Source organism: Allobosea sp. UC22_33 (assembly GCF_042700715.1).
Lineage (GTDB): Bacteria > Pseudomonadota > Alphaproteobacteria > Rhizobiales > Beijerinckiaceae > Allobosea.
On the sequence record NZ_CP170556.1, the window covers coordinates 1,062,150 to 1,081,939 of the forward strand.

A 19,790-nucleotide genomic window follows, 5' to 3' on the forward strand; every position below is an offset into this window, starting at 1 on the left:
AAGCCATTTTCTCCCACATGGGAGAAGCGAGAACGCCCCTTGCCTTCCATGCTTTGCCGTGATGCGAGATTTCACGAAATCGCGCTGGTTGCCATAGGGGCAGGGCGCTAACGTGTAGCCACACATTCGACGCTTCGGAGACAGCAATGACGTCCACGCCAGCGCGCAGCTACGCTCCGGAGATCATCGTCGCCGCCGGCTGCCTGATCGCCCTGATCACCTTCGGCCCGCGCGCCAGTGCCGGCCTGTTCCAGATTCCGATGACCGTCCAGTTCAACTGGGGACGCGATACGTTCAGCCTGGCATTGGCGATCCAGAACCTGCTCTGGGGCCTCGGTGCGCCCTTCGCCGGTGCGATCGCCGACCGCTACGGCACAGTGCGCGTGCTCTGCGTTGGCGCGCTCCTCTATGCCGCCGGCCTCGTCATGATGGCTTACGCCACGACGCCGCTGCAGCTTCATCTCGGCGCGGGCGTGCTGATCGGCTTCGGGCTGTCGGCCTGCTCGTTCAACCTCGTGCTCGCCGCCTTCGGCAAGCTGTTGCCGGAGCAGTGGCGGCCGATGGCCTTCGGCGCCGGCACGGCCGCCGGCTCCTTCGGCCAGTTCCTCTTCCCGCCGATCGGCAACATTCTGATCGACACGCTGGGCTGGCAGCAGGCGCTGGTCGTGTTCGCGTTCACGCTTTTGCCGATCCTGCCGATCTCGATCGTGATGGCGACACGCAAGACCGGCGCTGCGGCAGGTGCCGCCGCAGCCAATCTGCCGAACCAGACGATCGCGCAGGCGCTGGGCGAGGCCTTCAAGCATCGCAGCTACGTCCTGCTCGTGCTCGGCTTCTTCACCTGCGGCTTCCAGCTCGCCTTCATCACCGTGCATATGCCGGCCTATCTCAAGGATGCCGGCCTGCCGGCCTGGGTCGGCGGCTGGACGCTCGCCGTGATCGGCCTCGCCAACGCCGTGGGGTCGCTGTCTTCGGGCTGGCTTTCGACGCGCATGCCGAAGCGCCATCTCCTCGCCTGGATCTATCTCGGCCGGGCGGTGGCGATCGCCGCCTTCATCCTGCTGCCGCCGAGCCCGACCACCGCAATCACCTTCGGCATCGTGATCGGCCTGTTCTGGCTCTCGACCGTGCCGCCGACCTCCTCGCTGGTCATGCTGATGTTCGGCACCAAATACATGGCGATGCTCTACGGCTTCGCCTTCTTCTCGCACCAGGTCGGCGGGTTTCTTGGGGTCTGGCTCGGCGGCGTGCTCTACGAATCGATGGGCAACTACCAGTTCGTCTGGTGGCTCTCGGTCGTGCTCGGGGTGGTCTCGGCCCTGATCAACCTGCCGATCGTCGAGCGGCCGGTGCAGAGGCCGGAAGCGCAGCCCGCCTGAGGGGGAAGAGGTTTTCTCGCACGGCCGATGGCGTCGCTGCCATCGGCTCGTACATTCATGCGGGCCTGCTACCGGTCATGAAACACGGCGGCGTCATTGCCGCCTGCGGCCTCGCTCAGGGCATAGGGCCGCCGGCTTTGAGCGCGCCCTTCATCCAGCGCGGCGTCGTCGAGATCGGTTGAGGCTTACCCCTCGAACAGGGCTCGCTGCCGCGCGAGCTCGTTGCTGCAGAAATCCATGAAGGCGCGCACGCGCGGCACATGGCGGATATCGGGATGGGTCAGCACCCACAGACCCGTCGCGAAATCCGGGTTCGGCGGCAGAAGCCGGATCAGGTCCGGTCGCTGGTCGGCGATGAAGCAGGGCAGCGGGCCGATGCCGAGACCCTGTGCCACCGCCTCGGCGATCCCCAGCACGGCGGAGCTCTTCAGCGCGATCCGCTCCGGCGCGACATGCTCGCGCACGAAGCGGGCCGCCTTCACATGCGAGAGCTGGTCGCCGAGCGCGACCCAGTCGCGCTGGTAGAGCAGGGCGGGGCTCGCTTCCTCCTCGGGCGTGATGCCGTCCGCGGCGCGGCCATAGATCGCCCAGGCGATGGTGGCGATGCGCCGGCCGACCAGCGTCTCGCCCGGCGTGTCGCTGGCACGGATCGCGATATCGGCATCGCGCTTCGACAGGTTGAGCGCCTGGTTGCCGATGACGACATCGAGCCGGATCAGCGGGTGCGCCTGGCGGAAAGCCGCGAAGATCGGCAGCAGCACGTTTTGGTAGAGCGTGTCGGTGGTGGTGATCCGCAATTCGCCCGATGGCGCGACGTCGCGCCCGGCGAGGCGCCGGGCGAAGGCGGTGACATCCTCGTCCATCCGGCTCGCCAGTGCCGCCATCTCGGCCCCCGCCACCGTCGCGACATAGCCGGTCTTGCGCCGCTCGAAGAGCGGTAGACCGACAAGCTCCTCGATCTGGCCGAGCCGCCGGAACACGGTCGAATGATTGACGGAGAGCGCCGCCGCCGCGCCGGTCAACCCGTCATGATCGGCAATGGCCTTGATCAGCCGGAAATCGTCCCAGGCGAGCTTGGCATTCATCGGCACCGCATCCTCCTGCGGGCACGCAAGCCGATATCTTGCAATGATGCAAGCTTGGATCGCCGTCATGCTCGGGCTGGACCCGAGCATCTCAGGACGGAGGGCTCCTGCGCCTCGCTTTCAAGAGATTCTCGGGTCTGCGCTTCGCTTCGCCCGAGAATGACGCCTCGGCCTCAGCGCGGCGCCGCCGCGCGGCGAAGACGGTCATTGATCGCCTCGCCGAGCCCATGCTCGGGAATGCGGGCGACCGCGATGGTCCGCCGCCCCATCTCGTCGAGACGGCGCATATAGCCGAAGAGATGCGCGGCAGCCTCGCGCAGATCGCCGCTGGGGCTCAGATTGAGCGAGGCCGGGTGCTCGCGACCCTCGGGACCGAAGCCGAGCCAGGCCTCGCCGTCTTCGGGCGCTTCGGCATCGAGCCTGACCCGCGCGGCAGGCGCATAATGCGAGGCGAGCATGCCCGGCGAGATCGGCGCGTGGCCGGCATCGCCCGCGATGACCAGCGGCCGGCCGATGACATACTCGATCGCCGCGCGCGGCACGCCACCGGGTCGGAGCAGACGCGGCGCGCCGTCCAGGCAGGCGACGATGGTCGATTCGACCCCGACCTCGGTCGGGCCGGCATCGAGGATGGCGTCGATGCGCCCATCGAGGTCGGCGAGCACATGCGCGGCGCTGGTGGCGCTGATCCGGCCGGAACGGTTGGCTGAGGGTGCCGCGATCGGCCGCCCGGCCGCTTCCAGCACGGCATGAGCGACGGGGTGGGCCGGCACGCGCAAGGCCACGGATGGCAGCCCTGCCCGCGCGAGATCGCTGACGGTGCATCCTGACGAAGCCGGCACGACCAGCGTCAGCGGACCCGGCCAGAAGGCCTGCGCCAGCGCCAGCGCGTTCGCGTCGAACAGGCCCTGCCGGCGCGCGCTCGTGAGATCGGGCAGATGCGAGATCAGCGGGTTGAAGCTCGGCCGCTCCTTGGCTGCATAGATGCCGGCAACCGCCGTGCCTGAGGTCGCGTCGGCCGCGAGCCCGTAGACCGTCTCGGTCGGCATCGCCACGAGCCCGCCCGCGCGAAGCAGCGCTGCCGCCTCCGCAATGCCGGCGGCATCGGCGGCGAGGAGCTTCGTCTGGCGGGATGCGGGAAGGGGCTTGTTCACGACGCGATTGACCGATGATGGTTTATATATAAACTAACTGTGAGGCGCGGCACGGGACGAAGGTCGCGCTCGCTTGCGCGTGGCTTAGGCGATAGTTCCTCGCTACCATCGCGGCAACGGTAAATGCAGGCTGCGGCTGCCTTCTAGGGTAAGCGCCGGCCTCAGGGAGAGACGATTATGAGCTATCGCGCCCCGGTTTCGGACATGCTCTCCACCATGCGCCACGTCGCGGGCCTCGACCGGCTGATCACTGAGGGGCTGGCGCCCGAGCTCGACGGCGGTGTGGCGGAAGCCGTGCTCGACGAGGCCGCGAAATTCGCCGCCGACGTGATCGCGCCGCTGAACCGTGTCGGCGATCTCACCGGCTCGAAGCTGAAGGACGGCGCCGTCACCACGCCGCCGGGCTGGAAAGAGGCCTACAAGGCCTGGGCCGAGGCCGGCTGGAACGCTCTGCCGGCGCCGGAGGCCTATGGCGGGCAGGGCCTGCCGACGCTGCTGCAATCGGCCTGTATCGAGATGTGGAACTCGGCCGCCTTCGCCTTCGCGCTCGGCCCGCTGCTGACGGTCGGCGCGATCGAGGCGCTCTACGCCCATGGCTCCGACCATCTCAAGGAGACCTATCTCGCCAAGCTCGTTTCCGGCGAATGGATGGGGACGATGAACCTGACCGAGCCGCAGGCGGGTTCGGACCTCAACGCGCTGCGCAGCAAGGCCGAGCGCGTCGGCGACGGCACCTATCGCATCACCGGTCAGAAGATATTCATCACCTATGGCGAGCACGACCTGACCGAGAACATCATCCATCTCGTGCTGGCGCGCCTGCCCGATGCCCCTCCCGGCACGCGCGGCATCTCGCTCTTCCTCGTGCCGAAATTCATGGTCAATGCCGACGGTTCGCTCGGCGCCCATAACGACCTGCGTTGCTCCGGCATCGAGCATAAGCTCGGCATCCACGCTTCGCCGACCTGCTCGATGGCCTTCGGCGACAATGGCGGTGCGATCGGCTGGCTGATCGGCGAGGAGAATCGCGGCCTCGCCTGCATGTTCACGATGATGAACAACGCCCGCCTCAACGTCGCCTTGCAGGGCGTCGCCATCGCCGAGCGCGCCTATCAGCAGGCGCTCGCCTTCGCCCATGAGCGCAAGCAGGGCGCTGCGCTCGATGCGCCCAAGGGCGCCCCGATGAGCCCGATCATTGTCCATCCAGACGTGCGCCGCATGCTGATGGACATGCGCGCCAAGACCCAAGGCGCCCGCGCGATCTCCTATCAGGTAGCGGAAGCGCTCGACCGCTCGCATCGCGAGACCGACGAGACCAGGCGCAAGGCCGCCTCCGAGCGCGCCGCGATCCTCACCCCGATCGCCAAGGCCTATGCGACGGATATCGGCATCGACGTCGCCTCGACCGGCGTGCAGGTCCATGGCGGCATGGGCTTCGTCGAGGAGACCGGCGCCGCCCAGCATCTGCGCGATGCCCGCATCGCCGCGATCTACGAGGGCACCAACGGCATTCAGGCGATCGATCTGGTCACCCGCAAGCTCCCGCTGTCGAGTGGCGAGGCGGTCAAGGCGCTGATCACGGAGATGCGCGGCATCGTCGGCGAGGTCGAGCGTGCGAATACCCCGGGCTTCGGCCATGCCGCGGCCCGGTTGGGCGCCGCCGTCGATGCGCTGGAGCGCGCGACGGAATGGATGCTGGCGACGCTCGGTACGAGCCAGGCCGATGCGCTGGCCGGCGCAACCCCTTACCTGAAGCTCTTCGCGCTGGCGCAGGGCGGCACGGGACTGGCGAAGAAGGCGCTCGCCACGCGCTCCGAAGCGGAAGGCGCCGCCGATCTCGTCACCGCCCGCTTCTATGCCGAATGCATCGCGACCGAGGCTCCGGCGCTGGAGCTCGCGGTGACGGAGGGCGCCGGCGCCATTGCCGACGCGGCCGCGGTCTTCGCCGCGTGAGCCCAGCCGCGCCCTGTTCAGGCCGCCGCGCCCTTGCGGGCGCGTATGTGCAGGAACAACGGGACGATATGCGTGTCGGCGAGATAGGGCACGGCCTTCGCCGTCTCCGCGTCGACATGCGGCTCGGCCATGTGCTCGATCGTGAGCCCGGCCGCGACGATCATCGCCACCCACTCGCTCAGCGTGCGGTGGAACCGCGGCACGCGGAAGGGCTCGACGCTGGCCTTGATCGCGACCGGGGCGGCGCCGAAGCGCCAGGTCTCGATCTCGCCGTCGACGCCGTCGAAATAGCGGCCGACCTCGATCGCGCGGATGTTGCCGTCATCGTCGCGCAGCACCTTGCGATAGGGCGGTGCAAAGCAGGGGTGGAGGATCGAGAACTGCAGGAAGCCCCCTCGCTTCAGCACGCGCGCCGCTTCCGCCAGCGCCTTGTCCTGAGCGGGCATGTCCATCAGCGACATGAAGGCCGTGGCGAAGTCGAACTGCGCATCCGGGAAGGGCAGGGCGGTGCCGTCCCCGAACCGGTAGTCGATGCCGAGCGGCGCGGCGGCTTCCATCTCCTGCGCATGGCGGATGAAGGTCGGCGCGATATCGACGCCAATCATGCGCCCGCCGGCCTCGGCGAGCTTGCGCGTGTTCGAGCCTTCGCCGCAGCCGATATCGAGGCCGCTCAGTCCGGTGATGTCCGGCAGGTTCGCCAGGAAGACCGGCGTGTTCAGCGCATCGCGATAGAGGTCGTAGCCGGCCCGCGCATGCTGGGTCCAGATCTCGGCATTGGCCTCCCAGCAGGCGGCGACATCGGTGCTGTCCATGGTGCTGCTCCATTGCGAGGGGAGCGGGGCTATAGAGCAGCGGATGGAGCGTGGCTAGCCGATTTCCGTTCCAACCGCGCGGGTCATCCCGGGCGAAGCGAAGCGCAGACCCGGGATCCATGCCGGAGCGCTTCCGGCAAGGGTTCAGGCATGGATCCCGGATCGGCGCCGCTGACGCGGCTTGTCCGGGATGACCTTGGCGGGGCGGGGTGGATTGACCCACCAAAGCTGTGGCTGCCAGCATGACGACGACGCAACCGTTTCTTTCCGGCCGCATCTGCCTCGTCGCCGGCGCTTCGCGTGGGCTGGGACGCGGCATCGCCAAGGCCTTGGGCGAAGCCGGCGCGACCGTCATCGTCACCGGCCGCTCCAGCGAGGCCGGGCCGCGCACCGACCAGCGCCTTGAAACCTTCGAGGACACGGCGCGCGAGGTCGAGGCGGCCGGCGGCAAGGGCCACCCCTATCGCTGCGACCACACCAGCGAGCGCGATGTCGATGGGCTCGTCGCCTGGGCGCTGCGTCGCTTCGGCCGGCTCGACTGCGTCGTCGACGCGGTCTGGGGCGGCAATGAAGGTTATGACGGCGAGCGCTATCCCGATGGCTCAAGCTTCGGCACGCCGTTCTGGCGTCGCCCGGTTGCGCGATTGGGCGAGAGCTTCGAAAGCGGCGTCTATGCCCAGTTGCTGCTGGCGCGGGCAGTGGCGCCGGCCATGGTGCAGGCCCGCTCAGGGCTGATCGTCACGCTGAGCTTCGACATGGCCGGAGGCTATCTCGGCGATGTCTTCTACGACCTCGCTAAGGCGGCGATGAACCGCCTGAGCTTCGCGATGGCGCAGGAGCTGAAGCCCTTCGGCGTCACGGCGCTGGGGCTGTCGCCGGGCCATGTCCTGACCGAGCGCGTCCGCGACGCCGGTCTCGGCGCTGAGACCACCGAGACCCCGCTCTATGCCGGCCGGGCCGTTGCGGCGCTTGCTGCCGATCCGGATGTCTCGCGCCATGCCGGTCAGGTCCTCCACGTCGCCGATCTCGCGCGTGCCTATGGCTTCACCGACCGGGACGGTTCGCAACCGGCTCGCTACGTCATCGATAACCAACAGGGAGGCGGCGATGTCGCTCAAGGGTAAGACGCTTTTCATCACCGGCGGCTCGCGCGGCATAGGACTCGCCATCGCGCTCCGGGCAGCAAGGGACGGCGCCAATGTCACCATCGCCGCCAAGACGGCCGAGCCGCATCCGAAGCTCCCCGGCACGATCTACACCTCTGCCGCAGAAATCGAGGCCGCTGGCGGCAAATGCCTGCCCTTGATGGTCGATGTCCGCGACGAGCAGAGCGTCGCCGAGGCGATCGCCAAGACGGCCGAGACCTTCGGCGGCATCGACATCGTCGTGAACAATGCCAGCGCGATCCAGCTCAGCAACACGCAGACGACCGACATGAAGCGCTTCGATCTGATGCACCAGATCAACACGCGCGGCACCTTCATGGTCTCGAAATACGCCATTCCGCACCTGGCGAAGGCCGAGAACCCGCATATCCTGATGCTCTCGCCGCCGCTCGACATGAAGACGCAGTGGTTCGCGCCGCATCTGGCCTATTCGATCGCGAAATACGGCATGAGCCTGTGCGTTCTCGGCCTCGCCGGCGAGCTGGCGCGCCAGGGCATCGCGGTGAACGCACTCTGGCCGCGCACCACCATCGCGACCGCGGCCGTCCAGAACCTGCTCGGCGGCGACAAGATGGTGCAGGCGAGCCGCACGCCCGAGATCCTCGCCGACGCCGCGCATATGATCTTCTCGAAGCCCTCCCGCGAGTTCTCCGGCAATTTCCTGATCGACGACAGCTTCATGGCCGGCGAGGGCGTCACCGATTTCAGCCCGTACCGCGTCGACGCTTCCGTGCCGCTGATGCCGGACTTCTTCGTGCCGGCCGACAGCCTGCCTCCGCAGGGCGTGAAGGGCGGCGTCTGAGGCCTCGTAGCGCTTCGATCCGGGCCGTCATCGGTTTGACACGCGGCTCGGATCGGAGTTCCTGCCGGTTTCCGCCCTGACCGTGCAGCGAGATTCGCGCCCATGCTGATGATCCACGGCTCATGCCCCGACACGCGCGACAAGCTCCGTCCCAGTAAACTCGACGCCTACGGCGACTTTCCCGACGATATCGTCTGGATCGACCTGCTCAATCCGACGCCGGAAGAGGACAAGCGGGTCGAGAAGCATTTGGGCATCTCGATCCCGACGCGCGAGGAGATGCACGATCTCGAGCCGTCCGAGATCATCTATACCGAAAACGGCGCGCGCTACATGACGGCGCGGATCATCTGCCAGTCCGATACCATCGTCCCGCTGCTGGCGGATGTCACCTTCATCCTGACCGACAAGGCGTTGGTGACGGTGCGCTATGACGAGCCGGGCGCCTTCAACATCTTCCTCAACCGCGCCAGCAAGCCGGGCGGCTGCGGCCAGCAGCCGGAAGCTGTGCTGGATGGGTTGATCGAGGCCATCGTCGATCGTGCGGCCGAAGTGCTGCGCGGCGTCGGCGACAAGATCGACATGGCCTCCCGCCGCATCTTCGCCGGCCGCGCGAAGGATGTGGAGCAGGGCGGCGCCTACCAGGTCGTGATCCAGCGTATCGGCCAGCATGAACACATCATCTCGAACGTGCGCGAAAGCATGATGTCGGTCGAACGGGTACTGTTGTTCCTGTCCGCCAACTACATGAGGCCGAAGAAGGCGCAGACCGGCTTCTCGGCCGAGTGGCGCTCGGCCGTGCGCGACGTGCAGGCCATCGAGGAGCACGCCACCTTCCTCTCCAACAAGCTCCAGTTCATGCTGGACGCGACGCTCGGCCTCGTTTCGATCGAGCAGAACAAGATCATCAAGCTCTTCTCCGTCGTCTCGGTCGCATTGATGCCGCCGACGCTGATCGCTTCGATCTACGGCATGAACTTCAAGACTATGCCGGAGTTGGAGTGGCAGTGGGGCTATCCGCTGGCGGTCGGTCTGATGATCCTGTTCGCGGTGCTGCCCTACCTGTTCTTCCGCTGGAAGAAGTGGCTGTGAGGCGAGAGCGGTGCGCGATACGTTGAAGGCCGGATGACCCAGCCGCAGATTCTCTCCGTCCTTCTCGTCGCCGGTATGATGGCGGCCTTCCTGTGGGGGCGTTTGCGCTACGACATCGTCGCGATGCTGGCGCTGCTTGCCGCTGTCGCGCTCGGACTGGTGCCGGCGGCCGAGGCCTTCAAGGGCTTTTCCGACGATATCGTCATCATCGTCGGCAGTGCGCTGGTGCTGAGTTCGGCGGTGGCGCGCTCCCGCATCATCGAGCGCCTGTTCTCGAAGCTGGGCTCGGGTCTCACCTCGACGCAGTTGCAGGTGCCCCTGCTCGTCTTCGTCGTCGCGGTGATGTCGGCGATCATCAAGAATATCGGCGCGCTCGCGATGATGCTGCCGATCGCCTACCAGCTCGCGCGCAAGAGCGGGAAATCGCCCTCGGTCTTCCTGATGCCGATGGCTTTCGCCTCGCTGCTCGGCGGCATCGTCACGCTGGTCGGCACCTCGCCCAACGTCATCGTCTCCCGCGTCCGGCAGGAGCTCGGCGGCGAGCCATTCCGCATGTTCGATTTCGCTCCGGTCGGCATAGTCGTGGCCGTTGCCGGCTGCCTCTTCCTCAGCCTCGGCTACCGCCTGTTGCCGCGCGATCGCCGCGGCGCGGTCTCGCTGGACCAGGCGATCGATATCAAGGACTACCTGACGGAAGCGAAGGTTGCCGAGAAATCGCCGCTCGCCGGCAAGACTGTGGCCGAGCTGAAGGCGATCGGCGGCCAATCCATCGAGATCGTCTCGATCCTGCGCGACGAGCGCCGGGTGCAGGCTCCGCTACCCGACGCCTCCCTGAGGGCCGGCGATATCCTCCTGCTGCGCGGCGATGCTGCCGTGCTGGAGCGGGTCGTCGCGGAAGGCGGGCTCGATCTCACGGGTAAGGACCGCCCGACCCAGAAGGACGATGCGCTCGATCCCGATCGCATCGCCGAGGCGATCATTGGGCCGGACTCGACGCTGATCGGCCAATCGGCCGGCGACATGGCGCTGCACAGCCGCTTCGGCGTCAACATGATCGCCATCAGCCGTTCCGGCGAGCGCTTCAGCCAGCGCCTGCGCGATATTCGCCTGCGGGCCGGCGATATCGTCGTCATCCAGGGCGACGAGAAACTGCTGCCGGAGAAGCTCTCCGAGCTCAGCCTGCTGCCGCTGGCCGACCGGCTGGTGCCGCTGGGCTCGACACGCCGCGTCGTGTTGACCGTGACGATCGTGCTGGCTGCCATCATCGCACTGGCGGCGGGGCTCGCCCCGGTGCCGCTCGTCTTCTTCGCCGCCGCGGTGCTGCTGATCGCCTTCCGCTGCGTGCCCCTGCGCGAGGCCTATCACAGCATCGACGCGCCGATCCTGCTGATGCTGGCGGCGCTGATCCCCGTCTCCGATTCGCTGCGGACGACCGGCGCGACCGATCTCTTCGCCTCCTGGCTCGCCATCATCGGCGGCGGATTGCCGGGCTGGGCCTCGGTTGCGCTCATTCTGGTGGCGGCGATGGCGGTGACGCCGTTCCTCAACAATGCCGCGACGGTGCTGGTCATGGCGCCGATCGGCGCAGGTTTCGCGAAAAACCTCGGCTACAATCCCGATGCCTTCTTGATGGCGGTGGCGATCGGCGCGGCCTGCGACTTCCTCACGCCGATCGGCCACCAGTGCAACACGCTGGTGATGGGGCCGGGCGGCTATCGCTTCAGCGATTATGCGCGGCTCGGCGCCCCGCTCTCCCTGCTGGTCATCCTGCACGCCGTGCCGATGATCCTGCTGGTCTGGCCGCTCAAATAGTTACAGCCAGCCGTTCTGCTTGAAGCGCCAATACAGGATCGAGCAGACCGTCACGATCACACCTATGACCGCGAAATAGCCGTACTGCATCTCCAGCTCCGGCATGTTCTTGAAATTCATGCCGTAGATGCCGGCCAGCGCCGTCGGCACGGCCAGGATGGCGGCCCAGGAGGCCAGGCGCTTGGTGATCAGGCTTTCCTGGCTCTGTCCGACGAGCAGGCTCGCCTCGAAGGCGAAGGCCAGAACCTCGCGCAGGCTGTCGATCTTCTCCTGCACGGTGCGGACATGGTCGGTCACGTCGCGGAACATCGGGGCGAGCGTCGGCCGGACCTGCGGCACGGTGCCGTTCATCAGGCGCTGGCAGACATCGACCAAGGGCGCCACCGCATTGCGCAGGCGTAGCAGGTCGCGCCTGAGCATGTAGAGCCGTTCGATATCCGAGCGCCCCATCGGCTTGGCCAGGATCTTGTCCTCGATCTCCTCGACCTCGTCATGGATCGCTTCGAGCACCGGCATGTAGTTGTCGACGATGAAATCCAGGATCGCGTAGAGGATGAAATCCTCGCCCTTCGCCAGCGAGGTCGGGCAGGTCTCCCAATGCTGCCGCACCGACTTGTACGAGGTCGAGGCGCCGTGCCGGACGCTGACGATATAGCCGCGGCCGACGAAGATATGGGTCTCGCCGAAGGCGATGCGTCCGTCGATCAACTGGGCGGTGCGGGCGACGACGAAGAGCGCGTCGCCATATTGCTCGAGCTTCGGTCGCTGATGCGCGTTGGTCGCGTCCTCCACCGCGAGCGGGTGCAGGTTGAACTGCTGCTGCACGCAGCGCAGCAGCGCGGGCTCCGGCTCGCACAGGCCGATCCAGACGACATGGTCGTCCTTGCGCGCCCATTCGCCGGCCTCGGTGACAGGGATATCGGCGACGCGCACGCCATGGACATAGACGCCGGACGCGACGACCCCGTCCTGATGCGGGTGGTCCTGTTCGAGTGGACCGGCGGCGCGCGCCGCTTCCCGCGCGGAGGAGGGCGTGAGCGGGACTTCAGAGACTGACATGCGACCACCTCGCCGATCGCTGGATCATCGAAGTGCAGGCTAGAACCGTTCGATCTCCGGGGGAAACACTTTTCCGGCAAAGGGGGATGATGCTGCGGTGGCCTCGCCACCTCCGCTGACCGATCGAGATGTCATCCCGGGCGACCGCAGGGAGACCCGGGATCCATGCCGGAACGTTTCCGATGAAGGTTCAGGCATGGATCCCGGATCTCCGCTTCGCTGCGTCCGGGATGACATCTGAACTTGAGAGTTCTGGAGAATATTTTTATCGCGTTGAGATCAAAAACAGAAATATCCGCTTTTGCAGCGGCCGGTTCGGGAGGTGTATAGGAACATTCATCTACGGCCGTGGGCCGAGCCAGAAGAGATCCTGTCATGACCACCGCAATTCCCCGGACCGGCTCAGCCGGCGCCGGTTCGAAACCGTTCTATTCCAGCTTCGGCTTCCAGGTCCTGGCGGCCATGGCGATCGGCCTCGTCCTGGGCTGGATCGCCCGCAACATGGGCCCGGTCGCGCCGGGCCAGCCGAACTGGTTGACCGTCACGCTCTCGACCACCGGCTCGATCTTCGTGCAGCTCCTGCAGGCACTGGTGCCGCCCCTGATCTTCACCGCCATCGTCGCCTCGATCAGCAATCTCCGCCAACTCTCGAACGCCGCCGCGCTGGTCTGGCAGACGCTGCTCTGGTTCGCGATCACCGCCTTCATCGCCGTGCTGATCGGCATCGCGCTCGGTCTCATCATCCAGCCCGGCATCAATGCCGGCGTCGCCGCCGCCAGCGCCAAGGCGCCCGGCTCGGTCGGCTCCTGGCTCGACTTTCTGAAGGGCCTTGTCCCCGCCAACATGTTCGGCCTGCAGGCGACGACTCGCGTCGAGGGTAGCGGTGCGACCACGCGTCTCGGCTTCAACGTGCTGCAATTGCTGGTGATCTCGATCGTCGTCGGCGTCGCCGCGCTGAAGGTCGGCGAGCGCGCCAACAGCTTCCTCGCGCTGAACGAGTCCTTCCTGGCGATCGTTCGCAAGGTGCTGTGGTGGGTGATCCGTCTGACGCCGATCGGCACCATCGGCCTGCTCGGCAACGCGGTCGCGCAGTACGGCTGGCAGACGCTGGAGCAGCTCTCCTGGTACGCCTTCGCCGTCTATCTCGGCCTCGCGATCGTGCTGCTCCTTGTCTATCCCGCGCTGCTGATCCTGCACGGGCTGTCGCCGGTGCGCTTCTTTGCGGGGGCCTGGCCGGCGATCCAGCTCGCCTTCGTCTCGCGCTCCTCGATCGGTACCTTGCCGGTGACCGAGGCCGTGACCGAGAAGAGCCTCGGCGTGCCCCGCGAATATGCCGCCTTCGCCGTGCCGCTGGGCGCGACCACCAAGATGGACGGCTGCGCCGCGATCTATCCGGCGATCTCCGCGATCTTCGTCGCGCAGTTCTACGGCGTGCCGCTCGGCATCCAGGAATACGTGCTGATCGCCTTCGTCTCGGTCATCGGTTCGGCCGCGACCGCCGGCCTCACCGGCGCCACGGTGATGCTGACGCTGACGCTCTCGACGCTCGGCCTGCCGCTCGCCGGCGTCGGCCTGCTGCTGGCGATCGACCCGATCCTCGACATGGGCCGCACGGCGGTGAACGTCGCCGGCCAGGCGCTGGTGCCGACCCTCGTCGCCAAGCGCCAGGGCATACTCGATCAGGCGCAGTACGACCGCGCCGGCGATATCGAGGCGATCGACGGGGTTGCTGAAGCGACTTGAGGAAGCCGCTGTTTCTCAGCGTAACCACGGCGTCATCCCGGACAAGCTGCGCAGCAGCACCGATCCGGGATCCATCGAAGGGCGTCAGCGCTCTAGGATGGATCCCGGGTCAAGCCCGGGATGACGACGTGTTTCCGTGGAAAGCGAGCGTAGCTCAGCCCATAACCTTCGCGACGACCTGCTTCAGCGCCGAGCCGTCGCGCTCCAGCCAGCCGGGCACCGGCAGGTTCTTCGAACGCAGGAATTCCGGGTTGAACAGCTTCGACTGGTAGCGCGTGCCGTAGTCGCAGAGCACCGTCACGATGGTGTGGCCCGGCCCCATCTGTTTTGCCAGCCGGATCGCGCCGGCGACATTGATGCCGGACGAGCCGCCGAGGCACAGGCCCTCATGTTCCAGCAGGTCGAATACGATCTGCACCGCTTCCGCATCCGGGATCTGGAAGGCGATATCGACCGGCGCATCGACCAGATTGGCCGTGATCCGGCCCTGGCCGATGCCCTCGGTGATCGAGGAGCCCTCGGCCTTGAGCGCGCCCGCCGTGTAGTAGGAATAGAGCGCCGCGCCCATCGGATCGGCGAGCCCGATGGTCACCTTGGGATTGCGCGCCTTCAAGGCCATGCCGACGCCGGCCAGCGTTCCCCCTGAGCCGACCGCGCAGATGAAGCCGTCGACCTGGCCTGCCGTCTGCTCCCAGATTTCCGGGCCGGTCGTGTCGATATGGCCTTGCCGGTTCGCGACATTGTCGAACTGATTGGCCCAGATCGCGCCGTTAGGCTCGGTCTTCGCCAGCTCCTCGGCGAGGCGGCCCGAGACCTTCACGTAGTTGTTCGGGTTGGCATAGGGCGCGGCCGGCACCTCGACCAGCGTCGCGCCGGCCAATCGCAGCATGTCCTTCTTTTCCTGGCTCTGCGTCTCCGGGATGACGATCACCGAGCGATAACCCAGCGCGTTGCCGACGAGCGCGATGCCGATGCCGGTATTGCCGGCCGTACCCTCGACGATGACGCCGTCCGGCTTCAACTGCCCCTTCGCCTCGGCATCGCGGATGATCGCGAGCGCGGCACGGTCCTTCACCGACTGGCCGGGATTCATGAACTCGGCCTTGCCAAGGATGGTGCAGTCGGTCTCCGCCGAGGCGCGCTCCAGCTTGATGAGCGGGGTGTTGCCGATGGCTTCGATGACGCCGTTGCGGATAGTCATGGCAGGATTTCCCAATGTCTCTCGGACCTGATAGGCGAAAGCCTTACCGAGGTCACCAGCCAGCGGGCTTCACGCCCCGAGTTCGGAACAATGCCAGTCGCCAAGCCGCAAGCCGGAGAAATTTCTTCTCCGAAGCTCGCTATGAACGAAATCCTGACCGTTGATCGCCTCGGCCAGAAGGGCGACGGCATCGTGCAGGCCGCCTCCGGCAGCATCTTCATCCCCTATGCGCTGCCGGGCGAGACCGTGCGCGCCGTGGTCGATGGCGAGCGCGGCCAGCTCGTCGAGATCATTGCGCCTTCCGAGTCGCGCATCGCCGCGATCTGCCCGCTCTTCACCCGCTGCGGCGGCTGCGCGGCGCAGCACATGGCGCCCGGCCTCTACCGCGAATGGAAGCGCCAGCAGGTCGTCACTGCGCTGAGCCGCGCGGGCATCGCGGCGCCGGTCGGCGATCTCGTCGATGCCCATGGTGCCGGGCGCCGCCGCGTCATCTTCCATGCCCGCCGCGAGGGCGAGGCGATGATCGTCGGCTTCATGGCGGCGCGCAGCCATGACCTGATTTCGGTCGAGGCCTGCCCCGTGCTGGCGCCAGGGCTCGATCGCGCGCCGGCCGTCGCTCTGATGCTGGCGAACCGCATGGGCGGCGCCAACAAGCCGCTCGATATCCAGGTCACGGCTTCGGAAGCCGGGCTCGATGTCGATATCCGCGGCCATGGCCCGCTTGGTGACAAGCTCCGCCTCGCCCTGACTCAGCTGGCCGAGCGGCTCGATCTCGCCCGACTCTCCAACCATGGCGAGATCGTCGTCGAGCGCCGCCCGCCCTTGCAGCGCATGGACAAGGCGCTGGTCGCGCCGGCTGCAGGCGGCTTCCTGCAGGCGACGGCGGTTGGCGAGGAGGTTTTGGCCGGGCTCGTCATGGCGGCGCTGCCCAAGGGCAAGCGCGCGGCCGATCTCTTCGCCGGCTGCGGCCCGTTCAGCTTCCGCATCGCGGAGAAGATGCAGGTGCTGGCCGTCGAAAGTGACAAGGCGGCGATGCTGGCACTGGCCAAGGGTGCCGGCGCGACGCAAGGCCTTAAACCCATCGCGACCGAGACGCGCGATCTCTTCCGCCGCCCGCTTCTGGAGCATGAGCTCAACGCCTTCGACGTGATCGTGCTCGATCCGCCGCGGGCCGGCGCGGAGGCGCAGGTCAAGCGCTTGGCGGCCTCCAAGGTCAAGGACGTGATCTATGTCTCCTGCGATGCGGCGAGCTTTGCGCGCGACGCCGCGACCCTCGTTGCGGGCGGCTATGCGCTGGAGGCCGTGACGCCGGTCGACCAGTTCCGCTATTCCGCTCATGTCGAGCTCGTCGGCGTGTTCCGGCGAGGCAGGAAGGGCTAGGGCTTCAGGATGAGCGCAATTCTCGATCGCATGGCCGGTATCGTCGGCGCGAAGAACATCATCACCGATGCCGACGCGATGGTGCCCTATCTCAAGGAATGGCGCGATCTCTTCCGCGGCAAGGCGCAGGGCATCGTCCGGCCCGGCTCGGCCGCCGAGGTCGCCGAGCTCGTGAAGCTCGCGGCCGAGACCGGCACAGTGCTGGTGCCGCAGGGCGGCAATACCGGCCTTGTGGGCGGCCAGATTCCGATCTCCGAGGGCCGTGAGATCATCCTTTCTCTGCAGCGGCTCGACAAGGTCCGCGCCGTCGACACCGATGGCGACACGATGATCGTCGAGGCCGGCGTCACCCTGAAGCGCGCGCAGGATGCGGCGGAGGCGGCGGGCCGGCTCTTCCCGCTCTCGCTGGCCTCCGAAGGCTCCTGCACCATCGGCGGCAATCTCTCGACCAATGCCGGCGGCACCGCCGTGCTGGCTTATGGCAATGCCAGGGAGCTTTGCATGGGCCTTGAGGTCGTGCTGCCGGACGGGCGCATCTGGAACGGCCTGCGCCAGCTCCGCAAGGACAACACCGGCTACGACCTGAAGAACCTCTTCATCGGTGCCGAGGGCACGCTCGGCATCATCACCGCCGCCGTGCTGAAGCTCTTCCCCGCGCCGGCCGCGCGCGCCACCGCCTTCCTCGCCGTGCCCGATCCGGCAGCCGCGCTCGAACTGCTGAACGCCGCCAAGGCCGGTGCCGGCGGCACGCTCACCACCTTCGAGCTGATGCCGCGCATCGGCATGGACTTCGTGCTGCGTCACGCCTCCGGCACGCGCGATCCGCTCTCTGAGCCGTCGCCCTGGTATGTGCTGATGGAGGTCTCCGCCCAGCAGGCCTCGGGGCTCGACGAGCATGTCGAGACCTTCCTTGGGGAGGCCCTGGAGAAGGGCATCGTCACCGATGCGGCGCTGGCGGGCTCGCTGACGCAGCGTGCGGATTTCTGGAAGCTGCGCGAGATGCTCTCGGAGGTGCAGACCTATGAGGGCGGCTCGATCAAGCACGACGTCTCCGTGCCGATCCACGCGACGCCCGAGTTCCTGGCGCGCGCCATCGCTGCGGTGGAGGCGATGGTGCCGGGCTGCCGGCCGGTGCCCTTCGGCCATCTCGGCGACGGCAACATCCATTTCAACGTCAGCCAGCCGGTCGGCGCGGACAAGGCCGGCTTCCTTGCGCGCTGGAGCGAGATGAACGCGGCGGTCCACGCCATCGTCGCCGAGCTCCACGGCTCGATCTCGGCCGAGCACGGCATCGGCCGCCTCAAGCGCGACCTGTTGCCGGGCGTGAAGGACCCGGTCGAGCTCGACCTGATGCGGACGCTGAAGAAGACGCTCGATCCGCAGGGCATCCTGAACCCGGGCGCCGTGCTTCAGGCGTAGGGCAACGTCATTCTCGGGCGAAGCATAGCTTCGACCCGAGAATCTCATGACGAAAAGGCACTGGTTTCCGAGATGCTCGGGTCAAGCCCGAGCATGACGACCTTCATTTACGGCGTCGCGACATACCCATCGCGGCGTGGGTCGGCGGCACCCGTAAACACCCCGGTCGCCGGATCGACCGCCACTGCCTGCATGCCGCCGCAGCGCATCGTCCAGCCGACATCGAAGGCGCGCGCCTCGTGCCCGCGCCTGACCAGCTCGGCGATCGTCTCCGGCGTGATCCGGTTCTCGATCTCGACGAGGCGGCCGTCCCAGAGGCGGGCGCGGGGCGCCTCGATCGCCTCCTGCAAGGGCAGGCTGTAGACGAGATGCTGGACCATGGCCTGCGCCTGCGTCTGCATGATGCCGTAGCTGCCGGGCGTCCCGAGTGCGAGCACCGGCTTGCCGTCGCGGGTCGAGAGCGAGGGCGACATGCACATCGGCAGTTCGTCGCCGGGCTTGGAGCGGTTCGGGCTGCCCGGCTGGACATCGGCCCAGTACAGGAAGTTGTTGAAGCAGAGCCCCGTGCCGGGCACGACGACGCCGCTGCCGAAGGGGCTGCCGAGGCTCTGCGTGATGCAGATCAGGTTGCCCTCGCTGTCGGCGACGGAGAGCGAGGTCGTGTGCGCCGGGTCTTCCTTGTCCTGCGGCACCCATTGCTCGGTCGGCCCGGTCACCGGCTGGCCGTCGGTCAGGCGTTGGCGCAGCCGCGCGACCGAAGCCTCCGACATGATCTCGGCGAGCTTCTCCGGCGAGGGGTTGTTATGGGCGATGCGCTCGCCGGCCGCGAGGCGGATCGCGCGATAGACGAGGTCGAGATGATCCGCCCCGTCCCTCGGCTTGGACGCAAGGTCGATCCCGTCGAGCAGGCGCAGCGTCAGCAGGAACTGGAAGCCCTCGCAGGGCGGCGGCGGCACATGCACGGAGAGCCCCTTGAAGCTCGCCGCCATCGGCTCGCGCCAGACCGTCTTCACCGCCGCGAGGTCGGCCATGGTCAGCGAGCCGCCGAGCGCCTGCAGATGCGCTATGACCTTTTCACCGAGCGAGCCGCGATAGAAATGATCCGGCCCCTTCTCGGCGATCTCGCTCAGCGTCTTCGCAAGGTCCGACTGGACGAGCACGGAGCCGAGATGCATCGCGCCATTGGGCTGATAGTTCTTTGACCAGGCCGGATAGAGGGCCGGGATCTTCTCCAGCAGCGGGTCGTTCTCCTCGAACTCCGCCGCGCCGAACTCCGCCAGCGCGAACCCGTCCCGCGCCAGCGCGATCGCCGGGGCGAAAACCTCGGCCAGCGATTTGCGGCCATAGGTCTTCACCAGTTCGCACCAGCCGGCGAGATTGCCGGGCGAGGCGACGGCGAGCGCGCCGCGTTCCAGGTCGGTGCGCTTGCTGAAGCGGTCGGCCGGGAAGCTCGCCGGGATCGGCGGCACGAAATCGAGGACGCGCACCCGCTTCTCGGCCGCGACCCACATCGTCGACAGGCCCATGCCGGCAAGACCCGACATGAAGGGCTCGACCACATTCAGGGCGGCTGCCGTGGCGGCTGCGGCATCGAAGGCGTTGCCGCCCTGGGCCAGCAGCCTTGCGCCGGCCTGTGCCGCCAAGGGATGGGCCGCGGCGACCATGCCGTGGCGAGAGGTCATCGTGGGGCGGCGGCCATGCATCGTCAGTCTCCTCCTCGTCGTCTTCTGGCG

15 protein-coding genes are annotated in these 19,790 nt (G+C 67.3%); 9 read left to right on the forward strand and 6 right to left on the reverse strand.

Features of this window, described 5'->3' with window-relative positions; translation table 11 throughout:
* The first annotated feature begins 146 nt into the window (after positions 1-146).
* On the forward strand, positions 147-1,379 hold the full coding sequence (locus ACFJGT_RS05020) for an MFS transporter (RefSeq protein WP_377846483.1): 1,233 nt from the start codon (positions 147-149) through the stop codon (positions 1,377-1,379).
* A 185-nt stretch (positions 1,380-1,564) separates the two neighbouring features.
* Here ACFJGT_RS05020 and ACFJGT_RS05025 read toward each other — a convergent pair whose 3' ends face one another.
* Positions 1,565-2,464: a LysR family transcriptional regulator gene (locus ACFJGT_RS05025; protein ID WP_377848926.1), complete on the reverse strand. Its 900-nt coding sequence runs from the start codon at positions 2,462-2,464 to the stop codon at positions 1,565-1,567.
* Positions 2,465-2,637: 173 nt separating this feature from the next.
* Positions 2,638-3,618, reverse strand: coding sequence for an L-threonylcarbamoyladenylate synthase (locus ACFJGT_RS05030; RefSeq protein WP_377846485.1), 981 nt, complete (start codon positions 3,616-3,618; stop codon positions 2,638-2,640).
* A gap of 177 nt (positions 3,619-3,795) precedes the next feature.
* Here ACFJGT_RS05030 and ACFJGT_RS05035 point away from each other — a divergent pair, with 177 nt between their 5' ends.
* Positions 3,796-5,571 (forward strand): acyl-CoA dehydrogenase, encoded by a 1,776-nt coding sequence (locus ACFJGT_RS05035; protein ID WP_377846487.1) that lies wholly within the window; start codon positions 3,796-3,798, stop codon positions 5,569-5,571.
* Positions 5,572-5,588: 17 nt separating this feature from the next.
* Here ACFJGT_RS05035 and ACFJGT_RS05040 read toward each other — a convergent pair whose 3' ends face one another.
* Complete coding sequence (locus ACFJGT_RS05040; RefSeq protein WP_377846489.1) at positions 5,589-6,383, reverse strand: class I SAM-dependent methyltransferase; 795 nt, start codon at positions 6,381-6,383, stop codon at positions 5,589-5,591.
* A gap of 242 nt (positions 6,384-6,625) precedes the next feature.
* On the opposite strand from ACFJGT_RS05040, the gene ACFJGT_RS05045 reads away from it, so the two are divergent.
* From ACFJGT_RS05045 to ACFJGT_RS05060, 4 genes are all read left to right on the forward strand, one after another.
* Positions 6,626-7,507 (forward strand): SDR family NAD(P)-dependent oxidoreductase, encoded by an 882-nt coding sequence (locus tag ACFJGT_RS05045; RefSeq protein ID WP_377846491.1) that lies wholly within the window; start codon positions 6,626-6,628, stop codon positions 7,505-7,507.
* Positions 7,491-8,351, forward strand: coding sequence for an SDR family oxidoreductase (locus tag ACFJGT_RS05050; protein ID WP_377846493.1), 861 nt, complete (start codon positions 7,491-7,493; stop codon positions 8,349-8,351). The genes ACFJGT_RS05045 and ACFJGT_RS05050 overlap by 17 nt, the downstream gene beginning before the upstream one ends.
* A 102-nt stretch (positions 8,352-8,453) precedes the next feature.
* Positions 8,454-9,443 (forward strand): magnesium transporter CorA family protein, encoded by a 990-nt coding sequence (locus tag ACFJGT_RS05055; protein ID WP_377846495.1) that lies wholly within the window; start codon positions 8,454-8,456, stop codon positions 9,441-9,443.
* Between the two features lie 33 nt (positions 9,444-9,476).
* Positions 9,477-11,255: an SLC13 family permease gene (locus ACFJGT_RS05060; protein WP_377846498.1), complete on the forward strand. Its 1,779-nt coding sequence runs from the start codon at positions 9,477-9,479 to the stop codon at positions 11,253-11,255.
* Here ACFJGT_RS05060 and ACFJGT_RS05065 read toward each other — a convergent pair whose 3' ends face one another.
* Positions 11,256-12,314 carry a magnesium and cobalt transport protein CorA gene (locus ACFJGT_RS05065; protein ID WP_377846500.1) on the reverse strand — a complete coding sequence of 353 codons (1,059 nt, stop codon included), beginning with the start codon at positions 12,312-12,314 and terminating at the stop codon, positions 11,256-11,258.
* Positions 12,315-12,689: 375 nt separating this feature from the next.
* On the opposite strand from ACFJGT_RS05065, the gene ACFJGT_RS05070 reads away from it, so the two are divergent.
* Positions 12,690-14,057 carry a dicarboxylate/amino acid:cation symporter gene (locus tag ACFJGT_RS05070; protein ID WP_377846502.1) on the forward strand — a complete coding sequence of 456 codons (1,368 nt, stop codon included), beginning with the start codon at positions 12,690-12,692 and terminating at the stop codon, positions 14,055-14,057.
* Between the two features lie 154 nt (positions 14,058-14,211).
* Here the strand turns inward: ACFJGT_RS05070 and ACFJGT_RS05075 are convergent, their stop codons facing one another.
* A complete protein-coding gene (locus ACFJGT_RS05075; RefSeq protein WP_377846504.1) occupies positions 14,212-15,258 on the reverse strand; it encodes a cysteine synthase A in 1,047 nt (348 codons plus the stop codon).
* 141 nt (positions 15,259-15,399) lie between these two features.
* On the opposite strand from ACFJGT_RS05075, the gene ACFJGT_RS05080 reads away from it, so the two are divergent.
* Positions 15,400-16,638, forward strand: a complete 1,239-nt coding sequence (locus ACFJGT_RS05080; RefSeq protein WP_377846506.1) for a class I SAM-dependent RNA methyltransferase — start codon at positions 15,400-15,402, stop codon at positions 16,636-16,638.
* Positions 16,639-16,647: 9 nt separating this feature from the next.
* Complete coding sequence (locus tag ACFJGT_RS05085) at positions 16,648-18,057, forward strand: FAD-binding oxidoreductase (protein WP_377846508.1); 1,410 nt, start codon at positions 16,648-16,650, stop codon at positions 18,055-18,057.
* Positions 18,058-18,164: 107 nt separating this feature from the next.
* Here ACFJGT_RS05085 and ACFJGT_RS05090 read toward each other — a convergent pair whose 3' ends face one another.
* Positions 18,165-19,760 (reverse strand): gamma-glutamyltransferase family protein, encoded by a 1,596-nt coding sequence (locus tag ACFJGT_RS05090; protein WP_377846510.1) that lies wholly within the window; start codon positions 19,758-19,760, stop codon positions 18,165-18,167.
* Positions 19,761-19,790: the final 30 nt, after the last annotated feature.

What these genes read in the sequence shown, in the direction of transcription:
- ACFJGT_RS05070 (WP_377846502.1), top strand. Translation starts at nt 12,690, where the DNA reads ATGACCACCGCAATTCCCCGGACCGGCTCAGCCGGCGCCGGTTCGAAA.
- ACFJGT_RS05020 (WP_377846483.1), top strand. Translation starts at nt 147, where the DNA reads ATGACGTCCACGCCAGCGCGCAGCTACGCTCCGGAGATCATCGTCGCC.
- ACFJGT_RS05050 (WP_377846493.1), top strand. Translation starts at nt 7,491, where the DNA reads ATGTCGCTCAAGGGTAAGACGCTTTTCATCACCGGCGGCTCGCGCGGC.
- ACFJGT_RS05040 (WP_377846489.1), bottom strand. Translation starts at nt 6,383, where the DNA reads ATGGACAGCACCGATGTCGCCGCCTGCTGGGAGGCCAATGCCGAGATC.
- ACFJGT_RS05080 (WP_377846506.1), top strand. Translation starts at nt 15,400, where the DNA reads ATGAACGAAATCCTGACCGTTGATCGCCTCGGCCAGAAGGGCGACGGC.
- ACFJGT_RS05060 (WP_377846498.1), top strand. Translation starts at nt 9,477, where the DNA reads ATGACCCAGCCGCAGATTCTCTCCGTCCTTCTCGTCGCCGGTATGATG.
- ACFJGT_RS05090 (WP_377846510.1), bottom strand. Translation starts at nt 19,760, where the DNA reads ATGCATGGCCGCCGCCCCACGATGACCTCTCGCCACGGCATGGTCGCC.
- ACFJGT_RS05065 (WP_377846500.1), bottom strand. Translation starts at nt 12,314, where the DNA reads ATGTCAGTCTCTGAAGTCCCGCTCACGCCCTCCTCCGCGCGGGAAGCG.
- ACFJGT_RS05075 (WP_377846504.1), bottom strand. Translation starts at nt 15,258, where the DNA reads ATGACTATCCGCAACGGCGTCATCGAAGCCATCGGCAACACCCCGCTC.
- ACFJGT_RS05085 (WP_377846508.1), top strand. Translation starts at nt 16,648, where the DNA reads ATGAGCGCAATTCTCGATCGCATGGCCGGTATCGTCGGCGCGAAGAAC.
- ACFJGT_RS05055 (WP_377846495.1), top strand. Translation starts at nt 8,454, where the DNA reads ATGCTGATGATCCACGGCTCATGCCCCGACACGCGCGACAAGCTCCGT.
- ACFJGT_RS05035 (WP_377846487.1), top strand. Translation starts at nt 3,796, where the DNA reads ATGAGCTATCGCGCCCCGGTTTCGGACATGCTCTCCACCATGCGCCAC.
- ACFJGT_RS05045 (WP_377846491.1), top strand. Translation starts at nt 6,626, where the DNA reads ATGACGACGACGCAACCGTTTCTTTCCGGCCGCATCTGCCTCGTCGCC.
- ACFJGT_RS05025 (WP_377848926.1), bottom strand. Translation starts at nt 2,464, where the DNA reads ATGAATGCCAAGCTCGCCTGGGACGATTTCCGGCTGATCAAGGCCATT.